The following is a 19,708-nucleotide window of genomic DNA, read 5'->3' as shown; positions in this document are numbered from 1 at the left end:
GGGCTGACGCCGCGCCCAGCGAAGCGCAAACCGCCGCCGATTTCACTCGGCCACGGCGCGTCCCGCTACTTCAGGTAGATCAGCCCTTGAACAGCGACAGGATGATCTGCGGCGCCTGGTTGGCAATAGACAGCGCTTGCGCACCCAACTGCTGCTGGACCTGAAGCGCCTGTAGGCGAGCGCTTTCCTTGGCCATGTCGGCGTCCACCAGATTACCGATGCCCACTTCCAGCGAGTCCATCAGCTTGCTGACGAAGGTGTTGTGCTTCTCGACCTGCTTGGATTGCGCGCCCAGTTCGGCGAGCCTGGCGTTGGCCGTATCCAGCCCCGTCACAACCTTCTTCAAGGCCGCCTCTGCATTGTCCTTACTGAGCAGATCAAACGCTGTCGCCGGCGCCGTGAACCCCGTAAGACCAAGACCTGTGACCGTCATGTCCTGACGATTCATCGAAATGGTTTCAGTCGCCCCGACATTGGCCAGGAAATCCAGCGGCGGCAGCGGCGGCGTCCCCGCCACGCCGCCGACCTTGCCGTTCAGGATGTTTTCGCCGTCGAAGGTGGCGTTGTCGGCAAAGGATTGCAGCGACTTGAGCAACGACTGAAACTCGTCGTTGTAGGCCTTGCGCGTAGCGACGGTTTGCGACGGGTCGGCGGCGGCGGTCGCCTTTTCGCGCAACTCTATCAGCAGGTCGGAAATCTGGGCGCCCGCAGCCAGAGACACGTCGGCCAGGGAGGTGGCGCGGTTCATGCTGGTTTTGACCGCTTCCAGAGCCCCCGTGTCGGCCCTCTGGTTCTGAGCGATGGCCCAGGTCGCCGCATTGTCCTTGGCGCCCTGCACCTTAAGGCCGGTGTTCACCCGGCTTTGCGTCGCCGCCAGTTTATTGTTCGTCGAATTCAGATTCTGGAGCGCTATGAGCGCCGAGGCATTGGTGAGAACGCTATTAGTCATGGCTTCTAGCCCCAGTTTCAATTCTGGAGGCCAGTATTGCGCATGATTCCTGAGCGTATGGTTAACGCCATGGAAACCATGATAACGCCGCGCGGCGAGCCGGCGACGTGGGCGTTTGGATAACCAGGCCTCAGACCTTGGTCTTGATCAGCTCCCCCGGACCATAGGCCGGGCTGTGGCGCATCTTGACGACATCTTCGCGCGGCAACTGGCGAATTACCTCACCGGTCACGCGGTCCAATGTCTTGTAAACAAAGCCGTCCGGCCCTTCCTCGATCGTCAGGCGATAACGCCCGGCGTCGTTGTCGGCCTGCATTCGCTGCGGCGGCGGTTCAACGCTCTGCCCCGCAATCTCGGGCGTCACGAGCGCGATACTGGGTACTCTTGCGACATTGTCTGCCATTTCCCTCTACGCGGTCAGACCGCGCCTCCTGTCTCCTCGCGTGCGAGCGAGGGCGAGCCTTGCGGCCCGCCCCCGTCCACGTCTTGTTAGCGGAACAGACCGAGCAGAACCGAGCTCGATTGGTTCGCGATCGACAGCGCCTGCACGCCAAGCTGTTGCTTGGTTTGCAGCGCCGTCAGGCGCGCGCTTTCCTTGGCCAGGTCGGCGTCGACCAGGTTGCCGATACCGACTTCCAGAGCATCCTGCATCTTGCTCGTGAAGGCCGTGGTCCGCTCCAGCGTCTTGGACTTGGTGCCGAAGTCGGCCAGTTTGGCCGTGAAGCCATCGATGGTCGTCTGCACGCCGGCCGCCGTCATGGTGGCTGGCGTGGCGGTGACAGCAGCGCCGCCCATCGTGATCTTGCCGCCGCTGGTGTCGGTGATGACATCCACGGCGGTCGCAGTGAACAGGTTGGCGCCGTCAAACTTGGCGCCCGCCAGGGCCTTGTCGATTTCACCTTGCAGGGCGGTGTAATCGGCCGTCAGAGCCGTGATCGACGCGGCGCTGCCGCCGGCTTCGATCGCGGTCGCGATGGTCTTCATCTCAGTCAAGGCGGTCACAACCGTATCGCCGGCCGCCAGAGCGACGTCGACGATCGATTGACCACGCTGCAGCGATTGCTTGACAGCGTCCAGAGCGCCCATTTCAGCGCGCTGGTTGGTGGCGATGGCGAAGATGGCGCCATTGTCCTTGGCCGAAGAGACCTTCATGCCGGTGTTAACGCGATTTTGCGTGGTCGCGAGATCACGGCTCGTCGCGTTAAGATTTTGCAGAGCAATAAGAGCGCCTGCGTTGGTATTGATGCTGTTAGCCATTTTAGCTATTCCTTCTATGTCTTTGACATTTCCGACGCCGTTTTGGCCGCCGGGAGCATTTTGCTCGGGGTAGTCCTATCGAGTGAAGGTCCGAGGACCCGCACCCAATCCTAGTTAGCGGAACAGACCGAGCAGCACCGAGCTCGACTGGTTCGCAATGGACAGCGCCTGCACGCCAAGCTGTTGCTTGGTCTGCAGAGCCGTCAATTTGGCGCTTTCCTTGGCCAGATCAGCATCCACCAGGTTGCCGATGCCCACTTCCAGAGCGTCCTGCATCTTGCCGGTGAAAGCCGTGGTGCGCTCCAGCGTCTTGGACTTGGTGCCGAAGTCAGCCAGGGTCGCGGTGAAGGCGTCGATGGTCGTCTGAACCTGCGCGCCCGTCATGCCGGCCGGCGCGGCGGTGATCGCCGTGCCGCCCATATTCAACTTGCCGCCGCTGGTGTCGGTGAGCACGTCCACGGCAGTGGCGGTGAACAGGTTGGCGCCGTCGAAGTTGGCGCCGGCCAAGGCCTTGGTGATTTCACCTTGCAGGGCGGTGTAATCGGCCGTCAGAGCCGTGATCGACGCGGCGCTGCCGCCGGCTTCGATCGCCGTCGCGATGGTCTTCATCTCGGTCAAGGCGGTCACGACCGTATCGCCGGCCGCCAGAGCGACGTCGACGATCGATTGACCGCGCTGCAGCGATTGCTTGACATCGTCCAGGGCGCCCATTTCGGCGCGCTGGTTGGTGGCGATGGCGAAGATGGCGCCATTGTCCTTGGCCGAAGAGACCTTCATGCCGGTGTTGACGCGATTTTGCGTGGTCGCGAGATCACGGCTCGTCGCGTTAAGATTTTGAAGCGCGATAAGAGCGCCCGCATTTGTATTAATGCTATTAGCCATTTTGGCCTTCCTTTATTTTTACTATTATGACGCCATTCTAGCGCCATGAGCATTCTGCTCGTGGTGAGTCATACTGAATAACAAATCTAAAAATTTGCTATCAATTCTTATCCTCGGAACAGGCTGAGCAGAACCGAGCTCGACTGGTTCGCGATCGACAGCGCCTGGACGCCCAGCTGTTGCTTGGTTTGCAGAGCCGTCAGCTTGGCGCTTTCCTTGGCCAGATCGGCGTCCACCAGGTTGCCGATGCCCACTTCCAGGGCGTCCTGCATCTTGCTGGTGAAGGTCGTCAGGCGCTCAAGCGTCTTGGAGTTGGTGCCGAAGCCGGCCAGCGTGGCCGTGAAGGCGTCAATGGCCGTCTGCACGCCAGCGCCCGTCACTGCACCCGGAGCGACCGTGACGGCGGCGCCGCCCAGGGTCATCGTCGTCGCACTGGTGTCGGTGATGACATCCACAGAGGCGGTGAACAGATTGGCGCCGTCAAAGTTGGCGCCGGCCAGAGCCTTGTTAATTTCGCCCTGCAGGGCGTTGTAGTCGGCCGTCAAAGCCGCAATCGACGCAGCGCTGCCGCCTGCCTCAACCGCCGTCGCCAAGGCCTTCATTTCGGTCAGAGCCGTCACGATCGTCTCGCCGGCCGCCAGGGCGACATCGACGATGGACTGGCCACGTTGCAGAGATTGTTTGACGGCGTCCAAGGCGCCCATCTCGGCGCGCTGATTGGTGGCGATCGCGAAGATCGCGCCGTTGTCCTTGGCCGAGGAAACCTTCAGGCCTGTATTCACGCGGTTTTGCGTGACGGTGAGGTCACGGTTGGTCGCATTGAGATTTTGCAGCGCTATGAGAGCGCCAGCATTCGTGTTGATGCTGTTAGCCATTTTGGCCATCCTTGTGTCTTCGACATGTCCGACGCCATTTTGGCTGCCGGGAGCTTTCTGCTCGGGATGACTAGGAGCAAGGACGGGGCCAAAGAGATCCCGCCATGCCAATTCCTCAACTCACTGATTTTTATACGTTAGATTTGGTAAACCATGTTTCGGACGCGGTAACTTTTGCCGAGCGGCGTCCGCAATCGGCAGTTTTTGCCGACCGCCCCGGCAAAAAGCGCCACATCAGCTGCGCCGCGCGCCTTTCCGCCTTCCCTTTTCCGCCACCATCCAGCGATCCTGCATCGCCCGTTCAGCGCCCAAGGCCTCGACCGCCAGGCGCCGCGCGCTGTCACAGGCCAGGATCTGGGCCCCACGCAGCAGATAGGCGGCCTCCAGGTCAGCCAGACTGGGCGACAGCGGCAGAACAGCCAGAGCGCAGGGACGCGTCGCCGCCTCAGGAATATCCAGACGCGGCGGCGCAACCGTCGAGATCGGGAGCGAGCCGGCACAGCTCGCGGTCATGAGCGCGCAGGCGATCAGCCCGCACAAGGTCCAGTGGGTCGTTCGCATCTTTGGCGCTCCTCGCCTGGGTGACGGCCGCAACGGTCGACCGCTCCACGGCCAGGGTCTGTCGGTGATGGATTTCAACGCGCGCGGCCTGTTGGCCCTGCCCCGCCGCCTCGATGCGCCGGGCCTCGGCGTCGCTTTCGGCAGAGGCCGCACGGGCATCAGCGACCTCCAGCCGCCTTTGCTGGAGATTGAACGGGTCCCAACTCAAACCAAGCCCACGCCCGGTGATCGCCAACAGCAGAACCAACGCACCCGCCAGGGCCAGCCGCCCCAGCGGCGTCAGCGCCCGCATCAGATCGCGCGCCCTCATGGATAGGCCCTCCGATCCAGTTCGAAATGCGGGCCGTCTCTCAGCCGCTTCCAATCCCCGCCCCAGGTCAGCGGGATGCTCAGATCACGCCCCGCCGCCTTGAAGGCCTCGGCGATGCGGCCATACAGCGGCCAGTCCCAGCGCACCTGCCCCTCAACCAGGGCCGCGACATCCACCGCGTGGCCGGTCAGGTGGCGCGAGTTCAGCGTGCGGCTGGCCCCCGCCTTGACCAGCGCGGCCTGGCGGGCGGGGTCGCGCAGCCCCTCCGTCACCATGAAGTCCACCTCGGTTCGGCGGATCGCCGCCTCAACCACCGCGACCAGATCGGGATGGACGCCCGTCAATCGGGCGCGCGAACGTTGCGACAGACGGAAGCTCATGCCTTGCCTCCCGCCGCCAGTCTCAGCCGCAGATTGGCCAGCATGGCGATCATTTGCTGGGCCGTCGGCGCCACCAGATAGAGGACCAGCATCAGAGCGATCAGCCCCATCAACCCGTCCGCCACGCGCGGCAGGTCGGCGGGCGCCGTCCGCCCCACCGCCCGCGCCAGCAAGAGCCACAGCGCCGCGCTGGCGACGAAGACATAGAGGCGACGCCACAACCAGCGCCCCTCGGCCAAACCAATCTCGTTTCGGTCGATCTTGCTCATGCTTCATCCTCCTGATCACCGGGGGCGGCGGGTCTGCGCCAGTCGCTGCCCAGTTCATCGAAACAGTCATCGGGGGTCAGCCGTTCGGGCGCGGCCCAGGTCTCCTCGTCCAGCAGTTCGGGGTCGAGGATGCGGTCGAAGTATCGCGTCATGGCGCTCACCCGATCGCCGTCAGCCAGACGACGCCCGCCGCGCCTGCGCCGCCAGCGCCGCCCGCCGTCACGCCCGCGCCTCCGCCCCCGCCGCCCGCGCCATGAAGGCCGCCCGCCGCGCCGGGGTGGCCCGCGCCCGATGACGCGCCGCCGCCCCCTCCACCGCCCCCGCCCGCGCTGGACAGCGCCGACAGCGGCGACGCCTGACCGTTCAGACCGGACGTCGTCCGGCCCAGCCCGCCCCCGGCCCGAACGTGCAAGACAGCGCCGTCGCCGCCCGCGCCGCCGCTGAAGGCGACATTGGCCGCGCTGACCCCGCCGCCCGCGCCGCCGCCGCCCGGACCGTCAGGCCGGGTCTGCGCCTGCCCTGCGCCCGCAACGGCGGACGCCGACGAGTCGCCGCCGGCGTTGGCTCGGATCAGACCGCCGCCTCCCGCGCCGCCGACGCCCGAAGAGGCGCTGCCGGTCGCCCCGCCCTTGCCGCCTTCGCCGGTCAGCAACAGGACGCCGCCGACCGATACCGTGGAGTTGGCGCCGACGCCGCCGCTGACGCCGCCCGCGCCGACCACAACGGCCAAGGCGCCGGAAAAGCCGTTGACCGGCCACAGGCCCGAGACGACACCGCCCGCGCCTCCCCCGCCGCCGCCAAAGCGTACGGTCCCTGCGGCTCCGCCCGCGCCGGCGCCGCCGCTCCCGCCGCCGCCCACGCAGACCGCCTCGACCCATCTCGCCCAGGCGGGCGGGGTCCAGCTTGCGCCCGCTGTCAGCACCGTCGTTTCACGCCGCGTCGCGCCTTGCGCGAACCATAGACGCCCGGTCGCGCGGTCCACTGTGAAGGCGTCACGCCACGTCCCGCCGTCTGCGCTGACCTTGAGCCTCAGATCATCGTCGCCGATCAGACCCAGTTCAGCCCGGCCGCCCCAGCCGCTCTGAAACAGCAGGGACAGGACGTCCGACGCTCCCTGCTTGTTGAAGGTGAAGCGCAGATCGCCGTCGCCGCCGCTCTCGCTCTCCAGCGCGGTCCACAGCGCCTTGTTCAGACGGGCGGCGATGACGTTGGCGGCGTCAGCCTCGGTGTTCACGCCCAGGCGGGTCAGGTTCTGCAAGGCCGTGACCGGCTCCGCGCCGGTCGACAACGGCGCCCAGGCGCCCGCCCGACGAACCAGCACCTCTTCGCTGTCCAGCACCACCGCCAGCAGACCATCAGGCGCGTCGATCGCCCGCCAACCGTCTGCCTCGGCGCGCATCAGGCTGCCCGCCGGTCGCCCGGCCCAGAACGCGCCTGTCGCGCCGCTTGGCAGGATATAGAGGGCGCCGTCAGCGGGACTGGCGGGCTGCGCGCCGGTCGTCCGGCTGACCACCGCCGTCTGGGTCAGGGCGTCCAGACGCGTCAGCGCTTCGTTCAGGGTGACGTGTTTCTGCAGTTGTCCCGCCGCCAGATAGGGCAGGCCCAGCCGCGCGCTGGCGTCGTCGCTCATCGAATGATCTCCATAGATTGGAGGATCAGTCTGCTCAGCCCCGCCGCCTCGGCGCGCTGAACGGGCGTCAAGGACGGCAAACCCAGGAAATCACCGGGATTGGCTCATTGGAATGCGCGCGAGGTTCACCGTCGGGCACGCAGACCTCGACATGCGCCGCCCGGGTCGGATAGGCCAAGCAGGCAGTTCGCCGCGCTGCCGCCACGAGGGCCTCCGCTTGATCTCACCGTTGAAGGCCGCGATGCATCTGGCGGCGCTGGGCCTGATGGCCGCCCCCGCCGGCGTCGCGCTGTCCGCCCTGCTGCGGATCGACCACCGCTGGACCGACCTGCTGGCCCAGTTCACCGCTCCAGCTCTGGCCGCGACGCTGGCTTTGACCTTGTTCTGCGCCGTGTTGAGGCTGCGGCCCGCCATGATCGCGGGGCTTGGCGCCACCGTTCTGCTGGTCCTCGCCGTCTGGCCGCAGTGGTTGCCACGCGGCGGCGCCCTGCCGCGCGAAGGCGCGCCGACGCTGACCCTCTATTCCGCCAACCTCTGGGCCTGGAACGAAGAGGTGGAGGCTATCACCCGCTCCATCGCCGAGGCCGACCCCGACGTCGTGGTTCTGGTCGAGCTCGGCGATGCGCCCTCGGCCCAACTGGATCGCGTGCTGGCGGGCTATCCCCATCGCGTCCTCAACGCCCGCGTCGACCGGCCCAGCGGCGCGGCGCGCGCGACCATCGCCTCGCGCTATCCCCTGACCGCTGTCGCCGACCGGCCCGATGGCCTGGTCTCGGTCGCGGCGGTCGCCCAGACCCCGCTCGGCCCCGTCAACATCATCGGCGCCCACCTGACCCGGCCCTGGCCCTTCCAGTATCAGTGGGGTCAGATCCATCAGGCTGCGGCGCTCGCCGCCATCCGCCGCGACATGACCGGTCCGGTCATCGCGGCGGGCGATTTCAACAGCGTGTCCAGCGCCCGGATCGGTCGTCAGATTCAGGCCGAGACGGGTCTGATCCCCGCCCCCGGCTGGCCCGGCACCTGGCCCTCGGCGGCGCCCTCAGCGGTCGGCATGACCATCGACCAGGTCTGGCGCTCGCCCGATCTGGCCCTGCTGGAGCGCAGGCTAGGCCGCAAGACCGGCTCGGACCACCGCCCGGTCATCACCCGCTTCACGCTGGCGGCAAAAGCGCCCTGAGCCGATCCTCGTGGCCGTGATCGGGGAAGTCGTCCGCGATCCAGCCGTCCTCAAAGGCCTTCAGCACCCGTCCCGTCTCCGGCCCCGGCTTCAAGCCAAGCCGCGCCAGATCGCGCCCGCCGACCGGCATGATCGGGCGCACCCAATCTTGGGCCAAAGACACCAGTCGGCGCGCGCCGCCAGGATCACCCCCCGCCGCCCAGGCCCGCATGACGCGATCCTCGAAGGCCTGACGCCCGTCACGATAGATCAGCGCCCGTGCCTGCGCGTCGGTCAGGCGCGTGGTCGTCTCGCCACTGACCGCCTCGACCAGCCGGTCGCGCTGGGCGTTAGACAGGCGCAGAGCGCGCGCAATCTCAGCCACCCGCGCGGGATCAGCGGGCAACAGGGCCGACAGCCGCAGCACCGCATCGCCGCTCAGGTCCACCATGGCCTCGAACAGCATCAGATCAGCGGGTTGCCTCAGCACCCGCCCCAGCACCCCCGCCGCACCCATCAGCCGCACCGCCGGACGCGGATCGGGCGCGGCCAGCAGCTTCAGCAGTTCCTTGGACACCCGCTCCGCCGACAACTGCTCGACGCCCTCGGCCAGGGCCGCACAGGCAGCCACCGCCGCCGCATCGGGCGCGCCCCGCCCGTACCAGGCATAGAACCGATAGAAGCGCAGGATGCGCAGGTAGTCCTCGCGGATGCGCCCCTCGGGCTCGCCGACGAAGACGATCCGCCCCGCCATGGCGTCGTCATATCCCTGCCCCGTCGGGTCCAGAATGACGCCCTCCGCATCGGCATAGAGGGCGTTCAGACGGAAATCTCTCCGCCCCGCGTCCTCGGCCCAGTCCGTGGTGAAGGCCACCGTGGCTCGGCGCCCGTCGGTCGAGACGTCGCGACGCAGGCTGGTGATCTCAAACGGCTGGCGCTCCGAAATAGCCGTCACCGTGCCGTGCTCGATGCCGGTCGGGACAGATCTCAATCCCGCCGCCTTCAGCGCCGCGACCACGGCGTCGGGCGTCAGGGTGGTGGCGATGTCGATGTCGTCGATGGGCGCCCCGATCAGGGCGTTGCGCACGCAGCCGCCGACGAAGCGGGCGCATTCAGCCCCGCCCGCCGTCGCCAGCGCCGCCATGACCGCCCGTGTCGCCGGGGCTGTCAGCCAGTCCTGACCTTGCAGCCGATGGCTCACGCGGCGTCCTCGGCCGCCGCCGACAGGGGTTCCGCCTCGTCTCCATAGAGACGGACGAACAAGCCCTTCAAAATTCCCGCCGTCACGCCCCATATGTAACGCTCGCGGTATGGCATGGCCCAGAACCACCGCCGGGGCCCTTCCTCAGGATCATAATAGTCCCGGCGATGGTTGGCCGGATCCATCAGAAAGTCCCAGGGCGCCTCGAACACCTCGGCCACCTCGTCCGGCGACGGTTTGACCTGCGGCGGGGTGGTCAGCCAGCCGACCACCGGCGTGACCAGAAACCCCGTCCCCGTTTCATAGGGATCGCCCATCCCCAGCAGTTCGACCACGCCGGGGTCCAGCGAAACCTCTTCGAAGGCTTCGCGCAGGGCCGCCTGCCCCGCCGTCTCGCCGGGGTCCAGCCGCCCGCCGGGAAAGGCGATCTGGCCGGTGTGGCTGGCCAGACTGTCCGAACGCCGCGTCATCAGCACCGTCGGGCCGTCGTCATGCATGATGATGGGTATGAGAACCGCCGCGGGCCGCAGTTCGCGCGTCGGTCGCGCGGCTCCTGGGTTCAGATCGTAGTCGGAGCGTGTGGCCGTCCGCTCGGCCGTCCAGGTCTCGACGGGGTCCAGATGGGCCAGCAGCCGCTTCTTCAAGCTGTCACAGCTCATTCCACGTCCCCCAAGGGGAAGACTGCGCCGCCGGACCGCACCCACAGTCGCCCCTCAGCCGTCTCAGCCAGATCGACCAACTCATAGAAGACCGGCCGCGCTATCCGCGCCCACAAGTGCGCCCGCACATGGACCCGCGGCGCCGGCTCGCCGGTCGCGGCGTCGGTCTCGACAATGATCGGATGGTCCGCCCCGGCCTCGACCACGTCGCCGACATCGGTCGTGAAGCGCAACACGCCATCTGCCGTCTGCATCGTCACAGCCCGGAACGGCAGGTCCTCGACTCTGATCCTTAGCTTCTCGGCAGGCGTGACCAGATGATAGCCGTCCGGGTCCTTCCTCAGCACGGTCGAGAACAGCCGCACCAGTTCCGCCCGACCTATGGGCGAACCTTCATGCAGCCAGACGCCGTCGGCGCGGATCAAGATGTCGATGTCGCCGCAATGTTCGGGATGCCACAGATGCACCGGCGGCAGCCCGCGCCCGGGCGCCTGGCGCGCCGCCTCGGTCACCCCGGACAGGCCCGACGATGTCGCTGGGTTCGTCATAGTCGAACTATGGGGCGCGTCGCCCGGCAAAGGAAGGTCGAACGCCCCTCAGGCCACTGGATGGACCGCTCCGATCGGCGCTGCATCGGTGATCGGCAGCCACATGATCCGGCGTCGATCCACCGGCCCGCTGAAGACGGCGTCTGGCGCGGCCACGAAGCCGAAGCGCGAGAAATAGGGCGGGTCGCCGATCAGCAGGACGCCGTCCAGTTTCATCGCCCTGGCCTCCTCGACGCAGGCCTGCACCAGTTCCGCGCCCAGCCCGCCGCGACGGCTGGACGCATCCACGGCGATGGGACCGAGGAAGACCGAGCGCGCCTCGCCCGCCATGATCGACCACAGCCGCACCGAGCCGATCAACCGCTCGCCCTCAAAGGCGGTGAAGCCGACGGCCAGTTGAGCGGCCTCCCGCAGCCGCTCCGCCGTCTTGGCGAACCGACCGGGACCAAAGGCCGCCAGAACCAGGGCGTCGATCGCCGCCGCATCCCCCGATCGTTCTCGCACGATGCGGACGGGGGCTGCGGGTTCGACGGATACTGGGGCGGCGACGGCGTTCATGCGCGGCGCCTAGACCCCTTGCCCCCTCGAATCAATCGCGTTTGCGCGAAATCAGCCCGCTTTCGAGAAATCGGGCGTGCGTTTCTGGCTGAAGGCCATGAAAGCCTCCATGGCCTCGGGGCTGCGCATCTGCGAACCGAAGGCGTGGGCCTCGCGCTGCATCAGAGACCACAGGGTCTCGGCGTCGCGCATCAAGGCCTTGGTCTTGCGGATCGAGTTGGGCGCCCGCGCCGCCAGCTTGTCCGCCAGTTCGCGCGCCTTGGCCTCGACCTGATCGGCGGCGACCGCGCGATTGGCCAACCCCCAGGCCAGGGCCGTCCTGCCGTCGATGGCCTCGCCCAGGGCGAACAGCTCGAACGCCCGCTGGTGGCCGATGGTCGCCGGCAGCAAGAGGGACGACGCCGCCTCGGGCGCCAGGGCCAGGTTGACGAAGGGGACCGACAGCAGGGCGTCCTCGGCCACCACCACCATGTCGCAATGCAGCAGCAGGGTCAGGCCGATGCCCACGGCGCGTCCACGCACGGCGGCCACTGCGGGCTTGTCCAGATCGGCCAGGGCCTTGAGGAACCGGAACACCCCCATCTCGACCAGATCGCCGCTGCTCTGCGCGCCCAGCGAAATGAAGTCGGCGATGTCGTTGCCGGCCGAGAAGGAATCCCCCTCGCTGCGGAACAGGATCACGCGCACGGCGTCGTCGGCCTTGGCCCGCTCGGTCGCCTCGGCCAGAGCCGTGTACATGGCCTGGGTGATGGCGTTCTTCTTGTCCGCCCGGTTAAAGGCGACCGTCAGGACGCCGCCGTCCAGATCCGTCTTGATGTGTTCGCTCATTGCGCCGCCTCCGTCAGTGTCCACCAATCAACGCCCGCTTCATCGCGGCTGCGCCGGACCCGCCCCTCGCGGGCCAGATAGTTTAGATGTGCGATCGCCTCGCCCGTCGCCATGCTCAGCACCTCGTCGCCCACCGGGCGCGCGAACAGGGCCGAGAAGACGTCAACGGCGCGAGACGGCGTCTTCAGCGTCCGCTCCAGCCGCTTCAATGCGGTCTCGTGGCCCCGGATCAGGGCTTCCAGCCGGGTGGTGACGCCGTAGAAGGGCTCGCCATGCGACGGCAGGACGAAGAGGTCGCCCGGCAGCCGCGCCTTTAACGCCGCCAGCGACCGCAGCCACTCGCCCAGGGGGTCGCCTTCGGGTTCGGTCGGCCAGACGGAAACATTGGAGGAAATACGCGGCAGGATCTGATCACCGGACAGCAAGACGCCGTCGCTCTCGCGCCACAGGCAAACGTGCTCGGGGCTGTGTCCTTCGCCGATCACGACGCGCCAGTCGTCATCGCCGATGCGCAACACATCGTTTTCGGACAGGCGCAGATAGGCCGCAGGCATGGCCGCCACCGCCTTGCCGAAACCGCCGTAGCCGGTCCGCCAGCGCGCGATCTGCTCGTCGTTCCAGCCGGCTGCGCGATAAAAGACCTCACCCGAATCCGGGGCCGGCTGGCCGGTGTCCGCCAACAGCATCCGCGCCGTCACATATTCCAGCCGCGACATCAGCAGAGGCGCGTCGAAGCGCGCGCACAGCCAGCCGGCCAAACCGATGTGGTCGGGGTGCATATGGGTACAGATCACGCGCTTGATGGGCTTGCCCCCCAGCGGCCCGGCGAACGCCGCTTCCCAGCCCTCGCGAGAGGCGCTGGTCTTCAACCCCGTATCCACTAGGGTCCAGCCGTCGCCGTCCGCCAGAGCATAGACGTTGATATGGTTCAGCGTCATCGGCAGCGGCAACCGCAGCCACAGCACGCCCGGCGCAACCTCGACCGCCTGGCCAGCCTCTGGCGGCGGCCCGGACGGATAGGTCAGGCCGCGCAGGGTCGTCGTCGCCTCATCGCCTATCGCGCCGTCCGCCAAGTCAGTCTCCAATCGCAACTGGCGTCAGTTTTAAGCGGATTGCGATGACCGGGTCCAGTGCCGCCCGCACGACAACGTCGTGGGCGGCGCTTGACCAGAAAGCCGGACCCCGCCAAGGCTTTCGACATCAGTAGAGGCCGAGGAGCCCTTTCCGTGACCATCAAACGTTTCAGCCGCGCCGTGGGGATCGCCGCCGGCCTGGCCATCATGACCCTCAGCCCGGCCCTCGCCGTCGCCCAGGAACAATCCGGCGCGGCCGCCCAGCAGGGCGAGCAACCCAAGGCCGAGCGTGTCATGCCCGGCCGTATCGGCGGCGACCGCAACGAACGTCGCCAGCAGCGGGAACGTCAGCAAGCCGCCGCCCCCGCCGATCCCGCCGTGACCAAGGCTGAGGTGGAGGCTATCTTTACCGCCGCCTCGACCTCCTGCCAGGTGACGGAAGCCAAGCTGCTGGGCCTCAGCGCGGATGAAGCAAAGGTCAATGTTTACGAGGCCGCCTGCGCCGGCGCGCCCGGCTATATCCTGGTCGCCTCGACCCCGCCCCAGATCGTCGACTGCGTCGTGCTCGACAGCCAGGCCCAGGCTGCCCGCGCCGCCAATCCCGAAGCCCCCGCCAGCCCCGCCTGCAGCCTGCCCGCCAACCAGGACATCCAGGGCTTCCTGAAAGCCTACGCGACCCAGGCCGGCGTCCCCTGCACGGTTGATGAAGTCAAAGTCCGGGGTCAGTCGAGCAATGGCGCCGTCGTCTATGAAGTCGGCTGCGCCGGCGCGGACGGCTACTGGATCGAGAAGAACGCCACAGGCTGGGAGAAGACCGAATGCCTACAGGTCCTCGGCCAGAGCGGCTCTTGCCAGTTCACCACCCCTGCTGAGCAGGCCGCCACGGTCAAGTCCTGGCTGCCCGGCTCGGACGCCGCCGCTTGCGACGTGCAGCAGGTCCGCCTGATGGGCCAGAACGCCAACGGCCGGTTCGTCGAGATGACCTGCGCCGGCGCTGAAGGCGTCATCGTCCGCCTGAACGCTGAACGTGTAGTCCAGCAAGTCTATCCTTGCGCCACGGCCCAGCAGATCGGCGGCGGTTGCAAGCTGACGACGACGGCGCCCGCCTCGACGCCCCAAACCTAAGCGCCATCAGATCGTTGAACGAACCAAGCGCCGCCGGATCACTCCGGCGGCGTCTTTGTTTTCGCCAACCCCTTCACGGTGAACGCGGCTCGCCTTAGCCTTACGGTCATGCGCATCGCCACCTGGAACGTGAACTCGGTCAACGCCCGCCTGCCCACTGTGCTGGCCTGGCTGGAAGCCGCCAATCCTGACGTCGTCTGCTTCCAGGAAATCAAATGCGTGGACGAGAAATTCCCGCGCGAGGCCTTCGAAAGTCTGGGCTACAACGTCGAGACCCACGGTCAGAAGACCTATAACGGCGTCGCCATCCTGTCGAAGTTTCCGCTGTCCGACATCCGGCGCGGCCTGCCCGGCGACGACGCAGACGAACAGGCCCGCTACATTGAGGCGCTGATCGAGGCCCCGGTTCCTGTCCGCGTGGCCTCGATCTATCTGCCGAACGGCAATCCCGTCGGCACCGAGAAGTTCCCCTATAAGCTGGCCTGGTTCCAGCGACTGCACGACCACGCCAAGGCCCTGCTGGCCTATGAGGAGCCGCTGGCTCTATGCGGCGACTACAACTGCATCCTGACGCCTGACGACGCGGCCAAGCCCGAGGACTGGGTCAACGACGCCCTGTTCCAGCCGGAAACCCGCGCGGCGCTGAACGCCATGAAGTGGCTGGGCCTGTCGGACGCCCACGACCTGGGGGGCGAGCCCAAGGGGACCTACACCTTCTGGGACTACCAGGCCGGCGCCTGGCAGAGGAACAACGGCATCCGCATCGACTACGCCCTGCTGTCGCCCCAGGCGACCGACCGGTTCCGCGGCATCGAGACCCACCGTGACGCCCGCGACATGGACAAGCCCAGCGACCACGTCCCCGTGGTGGTTGACCTCGATCTGGAGGCCTGACCCATGAGCGAGGCGTTCAGGGTCATCCTGCTGATCGCCCTGACCGCCGCCTTCCTGACGACGGGCGCCCTGATGCTGTCCTGGTGGATGGAGCCGGAGCGGCGGCTGAAGCGGGCGCTGATGAAGTCGCTGGGGGTCAAGGCTGATACCGAGGCTCTGTCCCCCGCCGAAGGCCGCGCCGCCGGGCTGGATTTCGACGGCGGTCAGGTGGTCGTGCTGTGGAAGCGCGGCTCGCAAGGCCTGGTCTATGGCTTTGACGAGGTCGAGGGCGGCGAGATCATCGTGGACGGCCATGTCGTCGCCCGCGCCCGACGCGGCGCCGTGCGCAAGGATCTGGACGTCGTCGTGCCTGAGGCGGAACAGGTGGTTCTGCGCCTGATGTTCGACGACACGCGCAGCCCCGAGTTCGAACTGGCCCTGTGGAACGCCGACCTGCCCGCCTCCACCGGATCGCCGACCGAGGCCTTGCGGCTGGGGCGCCGCTGGTTGTCGCACGTCGAAGCCCTGATGAAGCGCTGATCGCCCTTCCCGCCCCCGCTGCGGAAGGCTAGAAGCCGCCTCTACTGTTTACTGTGTTTCAGGAGCCCGCCGTGGCCCGTCTCTTCGACGCCTACATCATCGCAGACTGGACCGCCGCCGAAGGCAAGAAGCTGGGCGAGCAGACCCTGTGGGTCGGCGTCGCCAAGCGCGACGTGCGCTTCCGCCTCTACACCGAGACCCACAACGTCGCCACGCGCGCCGAGGGCGAAGCCCTGATCGCCGACCTGCTGGCTGAACACAGGAAGCGCGGCGACCGCGTCCTGGTCGGCTTCGACTTCGACTTCGGCTTCCCCGCCGGCACGGCTGCGCGGCTGAAGCTGGACGGTCGGCCGTGGGAGGCCATGGGCAAGTTCCTGGCCGCCAACATCGTCGACAAGGCCGACAACACCAACAACCGCTATCAGGTCGCGGCCAAGATGAACCGGCTTATGACGGACCAGCCCTGGCCCTTCTGGGGCGCGCCCGCCAGCCAGGCTCAGCGCTGGCTGACCACGACCAAGCCGCCCGAAGGCGCCGGCGCCGACATTCCCGAGTTCCGCGCCACCGAACTGGCCGCACGCAAGGACAAGCTGCCGCCCAAGAGCGTCTGGCAGATGCACGGCGCGGGCGCCGTCGGCGGCCTGACGTTGCTGGGCGTGCCCATGCTGCGCCGCCTGCTGGACAAGCTGGGCGCCTCCGCCGCCGTCTGGCCCTTCAACACCGGCTGGCGCGAACTGACTGAGGCCGATGTCGAGCCGCTGTCGGCCCTCGTCGTCGAGGTCTGGCCCGCCCTGTTCGACGCCAAGCGCAAGATCAACGGCGAAGGCGTCAAGGAATTCAAGACCCAGGCCCAGGTCCGCACCGCCGCCGAATCCTTAGCCCAGATGGACGACGCGGGAACCCTGCAAAAAGCTTTCGCTGCGCCCAAGACGGCTGACGAAGCGCTGATCGCCCAGGTCGAAAGCGAAGAAGGCTGGATCCTGGGGGTCTGAGCTTCCATTTTCCCGCCCCACCCTATCCGCTCATCCCGGCCTTCGCCGGGATGAGCGGATAGGGTGGGGACTAGGTCACATAGTCCGCCAGCATATCGCGCCAAGTCGGGTTCCGTTCTTCGATCAGCCGCAGCTTCCACGAGCGCCGCCATTCCTTGATGGCGCGCTCGCGTCGAAAAGCGCTTTCGCGGGTCTCGTGCCACTCGGCCCAGACCAGCGTCCTGCAGCCATCGTCGCGACTAAAACCCGGCATCAGACCGGACGCGTGTTCATGCGTGCGACGGCCTAAGGTTGTCCGTGTGGCCGGTATAGATCACGCCGTTGCGGTGATTGGCGACGATATAGACCCAGAAGCCTTCCGTGCCGTCGTCGCGCATCGCCCTACCCGATCAGCACCCGCGCCGCCGCCCGCGCCTCGTCGGTGATTTCGGCGCCCGACAGCATGCGGGCGATTTCTTCTTGACGGGGATGGGGGTCCAGCACGTCGATGGAGGTGCGGGTGTGGCCGTCCACGTCGGCCTTGCGGACCTTCCAGTGGGCGTGGCCGCGCGAGGCGACCTGGGGGCTGTGGGTGACGACCAGGACCTGGGCGCCCTTGGACAGACGTTGCAGACGCCCGCCGACGGCCTCGGCCACGGCGCCGCCGACGCCCTGATCGACCTCGTCGAAGATCATGACCGGCTGACGCTGGTCCTCGCGGCTGGCCAGGGCCGCCTTCATAGCCAGGGCGAAGCGCGCCAGTTCGCCGCCCGAGGCCACGGTGTCCAGCGGGCCAAAGGGCGTGCCGGCGTTGGTGGCGACCTCGAATCGCACCGTCTCGCCCCCCAAGGGACCGCGACGGTTCTCTATGGGGTCCAGGGTGACGCGGAAACGGGCGCGGTCCAGCTTCAACGGACCCAACTCGCCCATGACGGCGGCGGTCAGGCGGTCGCCCGCCGCCTCGCGCGCCGAGGTCAGCAGCATGGCGGCCGCGTCATAGGCCTCGATCGCCACGGCCACGTCGCGACGGGCGTTGGTCAGAGCCTCGGCCCCGTCCTCGATCAGGCGCAATTGTTCGCGCAGACGCACCCGCAGAGCCGGCAGGGCGTCGACCGTAGTGTTCAGCTTGCGGGCGGCGGCGCGCAGGGCGAACAGCCGCTCCTCGGCCTTGTCCAGACGGCCCGGCTCGAAATCGAAGGCGTCGGCGGCGGCGTCGACGGCGGCGACGGCTTCCGTCGCCTCGACCAGGGCGCGGTCCACCGCCTCGGCGGCCAGGCCCAGCTTGATGATGACGAGGTTGTCGCCCTCGGCGCCGGCCTGAACCGCGCGCTGGCGGGCGTGTTCGACGGCGCGCAGGGCCGAGGCCAGACGCTGGCTCAGCTTGTCCCCGCCCAGCAGATTGCGGGCGTCGGCCAGATCGGCCACGGCCTTTTCAGAAGCGCCCAGGATGGCGCGCTCGCCGGCCAGTTCGGTCTCTTCGTCGGGCTGGGGGTCCAGGGCGTCGAGGTCGGCCAGGTTGAGGGCGATCTCCTCGGCCTTGGCGGCGGCTTCGGCGGCGGAGGCCTCCAGTTCGTCCAGACGCCCCTGCGCAGCCTTCAGCCGCTCGGCGGCGGCGGCCACGCCCGACAGTTGGGGCTGCAGGCCGCCGTAGTTGTCCAGCAGGGCGCGGTGGGTCTTCCAGTCCAGCAAGCCGACCGTCTCGTGCTGGCCGTGGACCTCGACCAGCAGGGCGCCGATCTCACGAAGGGCCGTAACGCCCGCCGGCTGGTCGTTGACGTAGGCCCGGCTGCGGCCGTCGGCCGAGACGACGCGGCGCAGGATCAGCTCCTCGCCTGGCGCGACCTCGAAGCCGCGCTCGGCCAGAAGGTCGATGAGGGCGGCGTCGTCGGGGGCGGTGAAGACGGCGGTGGCCACCGCCTGCTTGGCGCCGGCGCGCACCAGACCCACGTCGCCGCGCGCGCCCAGGGCCAGGCCGAGGGCGTCGAGAATGATGGACTTTCCGGCCCCGGTCTCGCCGGTCAGCACGGTCAGGCCTTCGCCGACCTCCAGGTCGAGGGCGTCGACGAGGACGACATCACGGATCGAGAGTGTGGTCAGCATGGGTCAGCTTGATTCGACGTTACGTCCCACTCTAGACGGAAACAGAAGGGGAACGCAGCGTCTTTCCGCAACCAGGCCGACCAATCGGTCCCGCGAGGCTCAAGCCCCGCCGGGAATAATACGTTGCAGCCAGCTCTCGCGCTTGGCCTCAGGCTGCACGTCAGGGCGCACGCCACGCTCGCTCAGCAGGGCGTAGGCCTCGGCGTACCAGGGGCTGCCTGGATAGTTGTAGCCCAGGACAGCAGCGTTGCGCGTCGCCTCTTCCGTCAGGCCCAGGGCGACGTTGACCTCGACCAGACGATAAAGGGCTTCCGGCGTATGCGAGCTGCGCTGGAAGGCTTCGTTGTTGATCACGGCCTTGTAGCGGTTCAGGGCCGCCAGCGGCTGGTTGGCGCGCTGATAGAAGCGGCCCACGGCCATCTCCTTGCCGGCCAGCTGGTCATTGACCATGTCGATCTTGACCCGAGCATCGGTGGCGTAAGGCGTGCTTGGATAACGCCGCACCACATCGCGCAGACCGGCCAGAGCGGCTTCGGCATAGGCCTGGTCGCGACCCACATCGACGATCTGCTCGAAGTTGCAGATGGCGCGCATGTAGAAGGCGTAGGCCGCAGATGGATTGCCCGGGAACAAGGCGATGAAGCGGTCAGCCGCCGCGATCGCGTCCTGATAGTTGTTGTTCTGATAGTAGGCGTAAACCTGCATCAGGATCGCGCGGCGCGACCATTCCGAATAGGGGTGCTGACGCTCCACTTCCTGGAAATAGTCGACGGCGTCGGTCCAGCGCTTGGACTGAAGCCGTTGATAGCCGGTGTTGTAGAGCAGCTCGACCGGGCGCTCCTCATAGGCCAGCTTCTGACGCGGCTTGGTCCCGGAGCAGGCGGAAACCGTCAGGGCGGCGACGGCGACCGTCATAAGGATCAGGCCGGAGCGGGACTTCGAAGCGGGCAAGGGCGACCTCTT

24 protein-coding genes are annotated in these 19,708 nt (G+C 67.5%); 5 read left to right on the top strand and 19 right to left on the bottom strand.

What is annotated here, in order from left to right:
• Positions 1 to 79: 79 nt before the first annotated feature.
• The 10 genes from HNP51_RS14660 to HNP51_RS18895 form a co-directional block, all read right to left on the bottom strand.
• The gene (locus HNP51_RS14660; RefSeq protein WP_184271797.1) at positions 80 to 949 is read right to left on the bottom strand and encodes a flagellin; all 870 of its coding nucleotides are present in this window, start codon (positions 947 to 949) and stop codon (positions 80 to 82) included.
• A gap of 130 nt (positions 950 to 1,079) precedes the next feature.
• Positions 1,080 to 1,352 carry a hypothetical protein gene (locus HNP51_RS14655; protein ID WP_184271800.1) on the bottom strand — a complete coding sequence of 91 codons (273 nt, stop codon included), beginning with the start codon at positions 1,350 to 1,352 and terminating at the stop codon, positions 1,080 to 1,082.
• 86 nt (positions 1,353 to 1,438) lie between these two features.
• Positions 1,439 to 2,206 carry a flagellin gene (locus HNP51_RS14650; RefSeq protein ID WP_184271803.1) on the bottom strand — a complete coding sequence of 256 codons (768 nt, stop codon included), beginning with the start codon at positions 2,204 to 2,206 and terminating at the stop codon, positions 1,439 to 1,441.
• Between the two features lie 114 nt (positions 2,207 to 2,320).
• Entirely contained in the window at positions 2,321 to 3,088 is a 768-nt protein-coding gene (locus tag HNP51_RS14645) for a flagellin (protein WP_184271805.1), read from the bottom strand.
• Positions 3,089 to 3,195: 107 nt separating this feature from the next.
• A complete protein-coding gene (locus tag HNP51_RS14640; protein ID WP_184271808.1) occupies positions 3,196 to 3,963 on the bottom strand; it encodes a flagellin in 768 nt (255 codons plus the stop codon).
• Between the two features lie 445 nt (positions 3,964 to 4,408).
• Complete coding sequence (locus HNP51_RS14635) at positions 4,409 to 4,834, bottom strand: hypothetical protein (RefSeq protein WP_184271811.1); 426 nt, start codon at positions 4,832 to 4,834, stop codon at positions 4,409 to 4,411.
• The gene (locus HNP51_RS14630; protein WP_184271814.1) at positions 4,831 to 5,214 is read right to left on the bottom strand and encodes a M15 family metallopeptidase; all 384 of its coding nucleotides are present in this window, start codon (positions 5,212 to 5,214) and stop codon (positions 4,831 to 4,833) included. Before HNP51_RS14630 ends, HNP51_RS14635 begins: the two co-directional genes overlap by 4 nt.
• On the bottom strand, positions 5,211 to 5,483 hold the full coding sequence (locus tag HNP51_RS14625) for a hypothetical protein (RefSeq protein ID WP_184271817.1): 273 nt from the start codon (positions 5,481 to 5,483) through the stop codon (positions 5,211 to 5,213). Before HNP51_RS14625 ends, HNP51_RS14630 begins: the two co-directional genes overlap by 4 nt.
• On the bottom strand, positions 5,480 to 5,635 hold the full coding sequence (locus tag HNP51_RS14620) for a hypothetical protein (RefSeq protein WP_184271820.1): 156 nt from the start codon (positions 5,633 to 5,635) through the stop codon (positions 5,480 to 5,482). Before HNP51_RS14620 ends, HNP51_RS14625 begins: the two co-directional genes overlap by 4 nt.
• Before the next feature lie 5 nt (positions 5,636 to 5,640).
• Positions 5,641 to 7,113, bottom strand: a complete 1,473-nt coding sequence (locus tag HNP51_RS18895; RefSeq protein WP_184271823.1) for a DUF2793 domain-containing protein — start codon at positions 7,111 to 7,113, stop codon at positions 5,641 to 5,643.
• A 217-nt stretch (positions 7,114 to 7,330) separates the two neighbouring features.
• Between HNP51_RS18895 and HNP51_RS14610 the strand changes: the two genes are divergently transcribed.
• Positions 7,331 to 8,290 (top strand): endonuclease/exonuclease/phosphatase family protein, encoded by a 960-nt coding sequence (locus HNP51_RS14610; RefSeq protein ID WP_260398516.1) that lies wholly within the window; start codon positions 7,331 to 7,333, stop codon positions 8,288 to 8,290.
• Here the strand turns inward: HNP51_RS14610 and HNP51_RS14605 are convergent.
• From HNP51_RS14605 to HNP51_RS14580, 6 genes are read right to left on the bottom strand one after another with little or no spacing between them, the layout of a single operon-like run.
• Positions 8,265 to 9,470: a CCA tRNA nucleotidyltransferase gene (locus tag HNP51_RS14605; RefSeq protein WP_184271826.1), complete on the bottom strand. Its 1,206-nt coding sequence runs from the start codon at positions 9,468 to 9,470 to the stop codon at positions 8,265 to 8,267. The two genes, HNP51_RS14610 and HNP51_RS14605, sit on opposite strands and share 26 nt — an antisense overlap.
• Positions 9,467 to 10,129: a CoA pyrophosphatase gene (locus tag HNP51_RS14600; RefSeq protein WP_184271829.1), complete on the bottom strand. Its 663-nt coding sequence runs from the start codon at positions 10,127 to 10,129 to the stop codon at positions 9,467 to 9,469. The genes HNP51_RS14605 and HNP51_RS14600 overlap by 4 nt, the downstream gene beginning before the upstream one ends.
• Positions 10,126 to 10,677, bottom strand: coding sequence for a DUF1285 domain-containing protein (locus HNP51_RS14595; protein ID WP_184271832.1), 552 nt, complete (start codon positions 10,675 to 10,677; stop codon positions 10,126 to 10,128). The genes HNP51_RS14600 and HNP51_RS14595 overlap by 4 nt, the downstream gene beginning before the upstream one ends.
• Before the next feature lie 48 nt (positions 10,678 to 10,725).
• A complete protein-coding gene (locus tag HNP51_RS14590; protein ID WP_184271835.1) occupies positions 10,726 to 11,235 on the bottom strand; it encodes a GNAT family N-acetyltransferase in 510 nt (169 codons plus the stop codon).
• 51 nt (positions 11,236 to 11,286) lie between these two features.
• Positions 11,287 to 12,063 (bottom strand): enoyl-CoA hydratase, encoded by a 777-nt coding sequence (locus tag HNP51_RS14585; protein WP_184271839.1) that lies wholly within the window; start codon positions 12,061 to 12,063, stop codon positions 11,287 to 11,289.
• The gene (locus HNP51_RS14580) at positions 12,060 to 13,136 is read right to left on the bottom strand and encodes an MBL fold metallo-hydrolase (RefSeq protein ID WP_184271842.1); all 1,077 of its coding nucleotides are present in this window, start codon (positions 13,134 to 13,136) and stop codon (positions 12,060 to 12,062) included. The genes HNP51_RS14585 and HNP51_RS14580 overlap by 4 nt, the downstream gene beginning before the upstream one ends.
• Positions 13,137 to 13,289: 153 nt before the next feature.
• On the opposite strand from HNP51_RS14580, the gene HNP51_RS14575 reads away from it, so the two are divergent.
• The 4 genes from HNP51_RS14575 to HNP51_RS14560 all read left to right on the top strand — a co-directional run bounded on the left by HNP51_RS14575 (position 13,290) and on the right by HNP51_RS14560 (position 16,666).
• On the top strand, positions 13,290 to 14,261 hold the full coding sequence (locus tag HNP51_RS14575; protein ID WP_311769953.1) for a hypothetical protein: 972 nt from the start codon (positions 13,290 to 13,292) through the stop codon (positions 14,259 to 14,261).
• Between the two features lie 108 nt (positions 14,262 to 14,369).
• On the top strand, positions 14,370 to 15,155 hold the full coding sequence (locus HNP51_RS14570; protein WP_184271845.1) for an exodeoxyribonuclease III: 786 nt from the start codon (positions 14,370 to 14,372) through the stop codon (positions 15,153 to 15,155).
• A gap of 3 nt (positions 15,156 to 15,158) precedes the next feature.
• Complete coding sequence (locus tag HNP51_RS14565) at positions 15,159 to 15,674, top strand: hypothetical protein (protein ID WP_184271848.1); 516 nt, start codon at positions 15,159 to 15,161, stop codon at positions 15,672 to 15,674.
• A 71-nt stretch (positions 15,675 to 15,745) separates the two neighbouring features.
• On the top strand, positions 15,746 to 16,666 hold the full coding sequence (locus HNP51_RS14560) for a cobalamin biosynthesis protein CbiG (protein ID WP_184271851.1): 921 nt from the start codon (positions 15,746 to 15,748) through the stop codon (positions 16,664 to 16,666).
• Positions 16,667 to 16,736: 70 nt separating this feature from the next.
• Here HNP51_RS14560 and HNP51_RS18890 read toward each other — a convergent pair whose 3' ends face one another.
• The 3 genes from HNP51_RS18890 to HNP51_RS14545 form a co-directional block, all read right to left on the bottom strand.
• Positions 16,737 to 16,919 (bottom strand): hypothetical protein, encoded by a 183-nt coding sequence (locus HNP51_RS18890; protein WP_311769954.1) that lies wholly within the window; start codon positions 16,917 to 16,919, stop codon positions 16,737 to 16,739.
• A gap of 128 nt (positions 16,920 to 17,047) precedes the next feature.
• Positions 17,048 to 18,745 (bottom strand): DNA repair protein RecN, encoded by a 1,698-nt coding sequence (recN, locus tag HNP51_RS14550; RefSeq protein ID WP_184271854.1) that lies wholly within the window; start codon positions 18,743 to 18,745, stop codon positions 17,048 to 17,050.
• Between the two features lie 99 nt (positions 18,746 to 18,844).
• Positions 18,845 to 19,660 (bottom strand): outer membrane protein assembly factor BamD, encoded by an 816-nt coding sequence (locus tag HNP51_RS14545; RefSeq protein WP_184272361.1) that lies wholly within the window; start codon positions 19,658 to 19,660, stop codon positions 18,845 to 18,847.
• Positions 19,661 to 19,708: the final 48 nt, after the last annotated feature.

This window comes from Brevundimonas bullata (assembly GCF_014207965.1).
In the GTDB taxonomy this organism is placed as follows: domain Bacteria; phylum Pseudomonadota; class Alphaproteobacteria; order Caulobacterales; family Caulobacteraceae; genus Brevundimonas; species Brevundimonas bullata_A.
Note: the sequence above shows the minus strand (reverse complement) of the source record. Positions and strands in the feature narration are given on the sequence as shown.

Bases quoted from the DNA above. Each gene is read 5' to 3' on its own strand.
- HNP51_RS14600 (WP_184271829.1), bottom strand. From the start codon at position 10,129: ATGAGCTGTGACAGCTTGAAGAAGCGGCTGCTGGCCCATCTGGACCCC.
- HNP51_RS14565 (WP_184271848.1), top strand. From the start codon at position 15,159: ATGAGCGAGGCGTTCAGGGTCATCCTGCTGATCGCCCTGACCGCCGCC.
- HNP51_RS14590 (WP_184271835.1), bottom strand. From the start codon at position 11,235: ATGAACGCCGTCGCCGCCCCAGTATCCGTCGAACCCGCAGCCCCCGTC.
- HNP51_RS14620 (WP_184271820.1), bottom strand. From the start codon at position 5,635: ATGACGCGATACTTCGACCGCATCCTCGACCCCGAACTGCTGGACGAG.
- HNP51_RS14660 (WP_184271797.1), bottom strand. From the start codon at position 949: ATGACTAATAGCGTTCTCACCAATGCCTCGGCGCTCATAGCGCTCCAG.
- HNP51_RS18890 (WP_311769954.1), bottom strand. From the start codon at position 16,919: ATGCCGGGTTTTAGTCGCGACGATGGCTGCAGGACGCTGGTCTGGGCC.
- HNP51_RS14585 (WP_184271839.1), bottom strand. From the start codon at position 12,063: ATGAGCGAACACATCAAGACGGATCTGGACGGCGGCGTCCTGACGGTC.
- HNP51_RS14650 (WP_184271803.1), bottom strand. From the start codon at position 2,206: ATGGCTAACAGCATCAATACCAACGCAGGCGCTCTTATTGCTCTGCAA.
- HNP51_RS14630 (WP_184271814.1), bottom strand. From the start codon at position 5,214: ATGAGCTTCCGTCTGTCGCAACGTTCGCGCGCCCGATTGACGGGCGTC.
- HNP51_RS14545 (WP_184272361.1), bottom strand. From the start codon at position 19,660: ATGACGGTCGCCGTCGCCGCCCTGACGGTTTCCGCCTGCTCCGGGACC.
- HNP51_RS14595 (WP_184271832.1), bottom strand. From the start codon at position 10,677: ATGACGAACCCAGCGACATCGTCGGGCCTGTCCGGGGTGACCGAGGCG.
- HNP51_RS14635 (WP_184271811.1), bottom strand. From the start codon at position 4,834: ATGAGGGCGCGCGATCTGATGCGGGCGCTGACGCCGCTGGGGCGGCTG.
- HNP51_RS18895 (WP_184271823.1), bottom strand. From the start codon at position 7,113: ATGAGCGACGACGCCAGCGCGCGGCTGGGCCTGCCCTATCTGGCGGCG.
- recN (WP_184271854.1), bottom strand. From the start codon at position 18,745: ATGCTGACCACACTCTCGATCCGTGATGTCGTCCTCGTCGACGCCCTC.
- HNP51_RS14640 (WP_184271808.1), bottom strand. From the start codon at position 3,963: ATGGCTAACAGCATCAACACGAATGCTGGCGCTCTCATAGCGCTGCAA.
- HNP51_RS14570 (WP_184271845.1), top strand. From the start codon at position 14,370: ATGCGCATCGCCACCTGGAACGTGAACTCGGTCAACGCCCGCCTGCCC.
- HNP51_RS14645 (WP_184271805.1), bottom strand. From the start codon at position 3,088: ATGGCTAATAGCATTAATACAAATGCGGGCGCTCTTATCGCGCTTCAA.
- HNP51_RS14625 (WP_184271817.1), bottom strand. From the start codon at position 5,483: ATGAGCAAGATCGACCGAAACGAGATTGGTTTGGCCGAGGGGCGCTGG.
- HNP51_RS14655 (WP_184271800.1), bottom strand. From the start codon at position 1,352: ATGGCAGACAATGTCGCAAGAGTACCCAGTATCGCGCTCGTGACGCCC.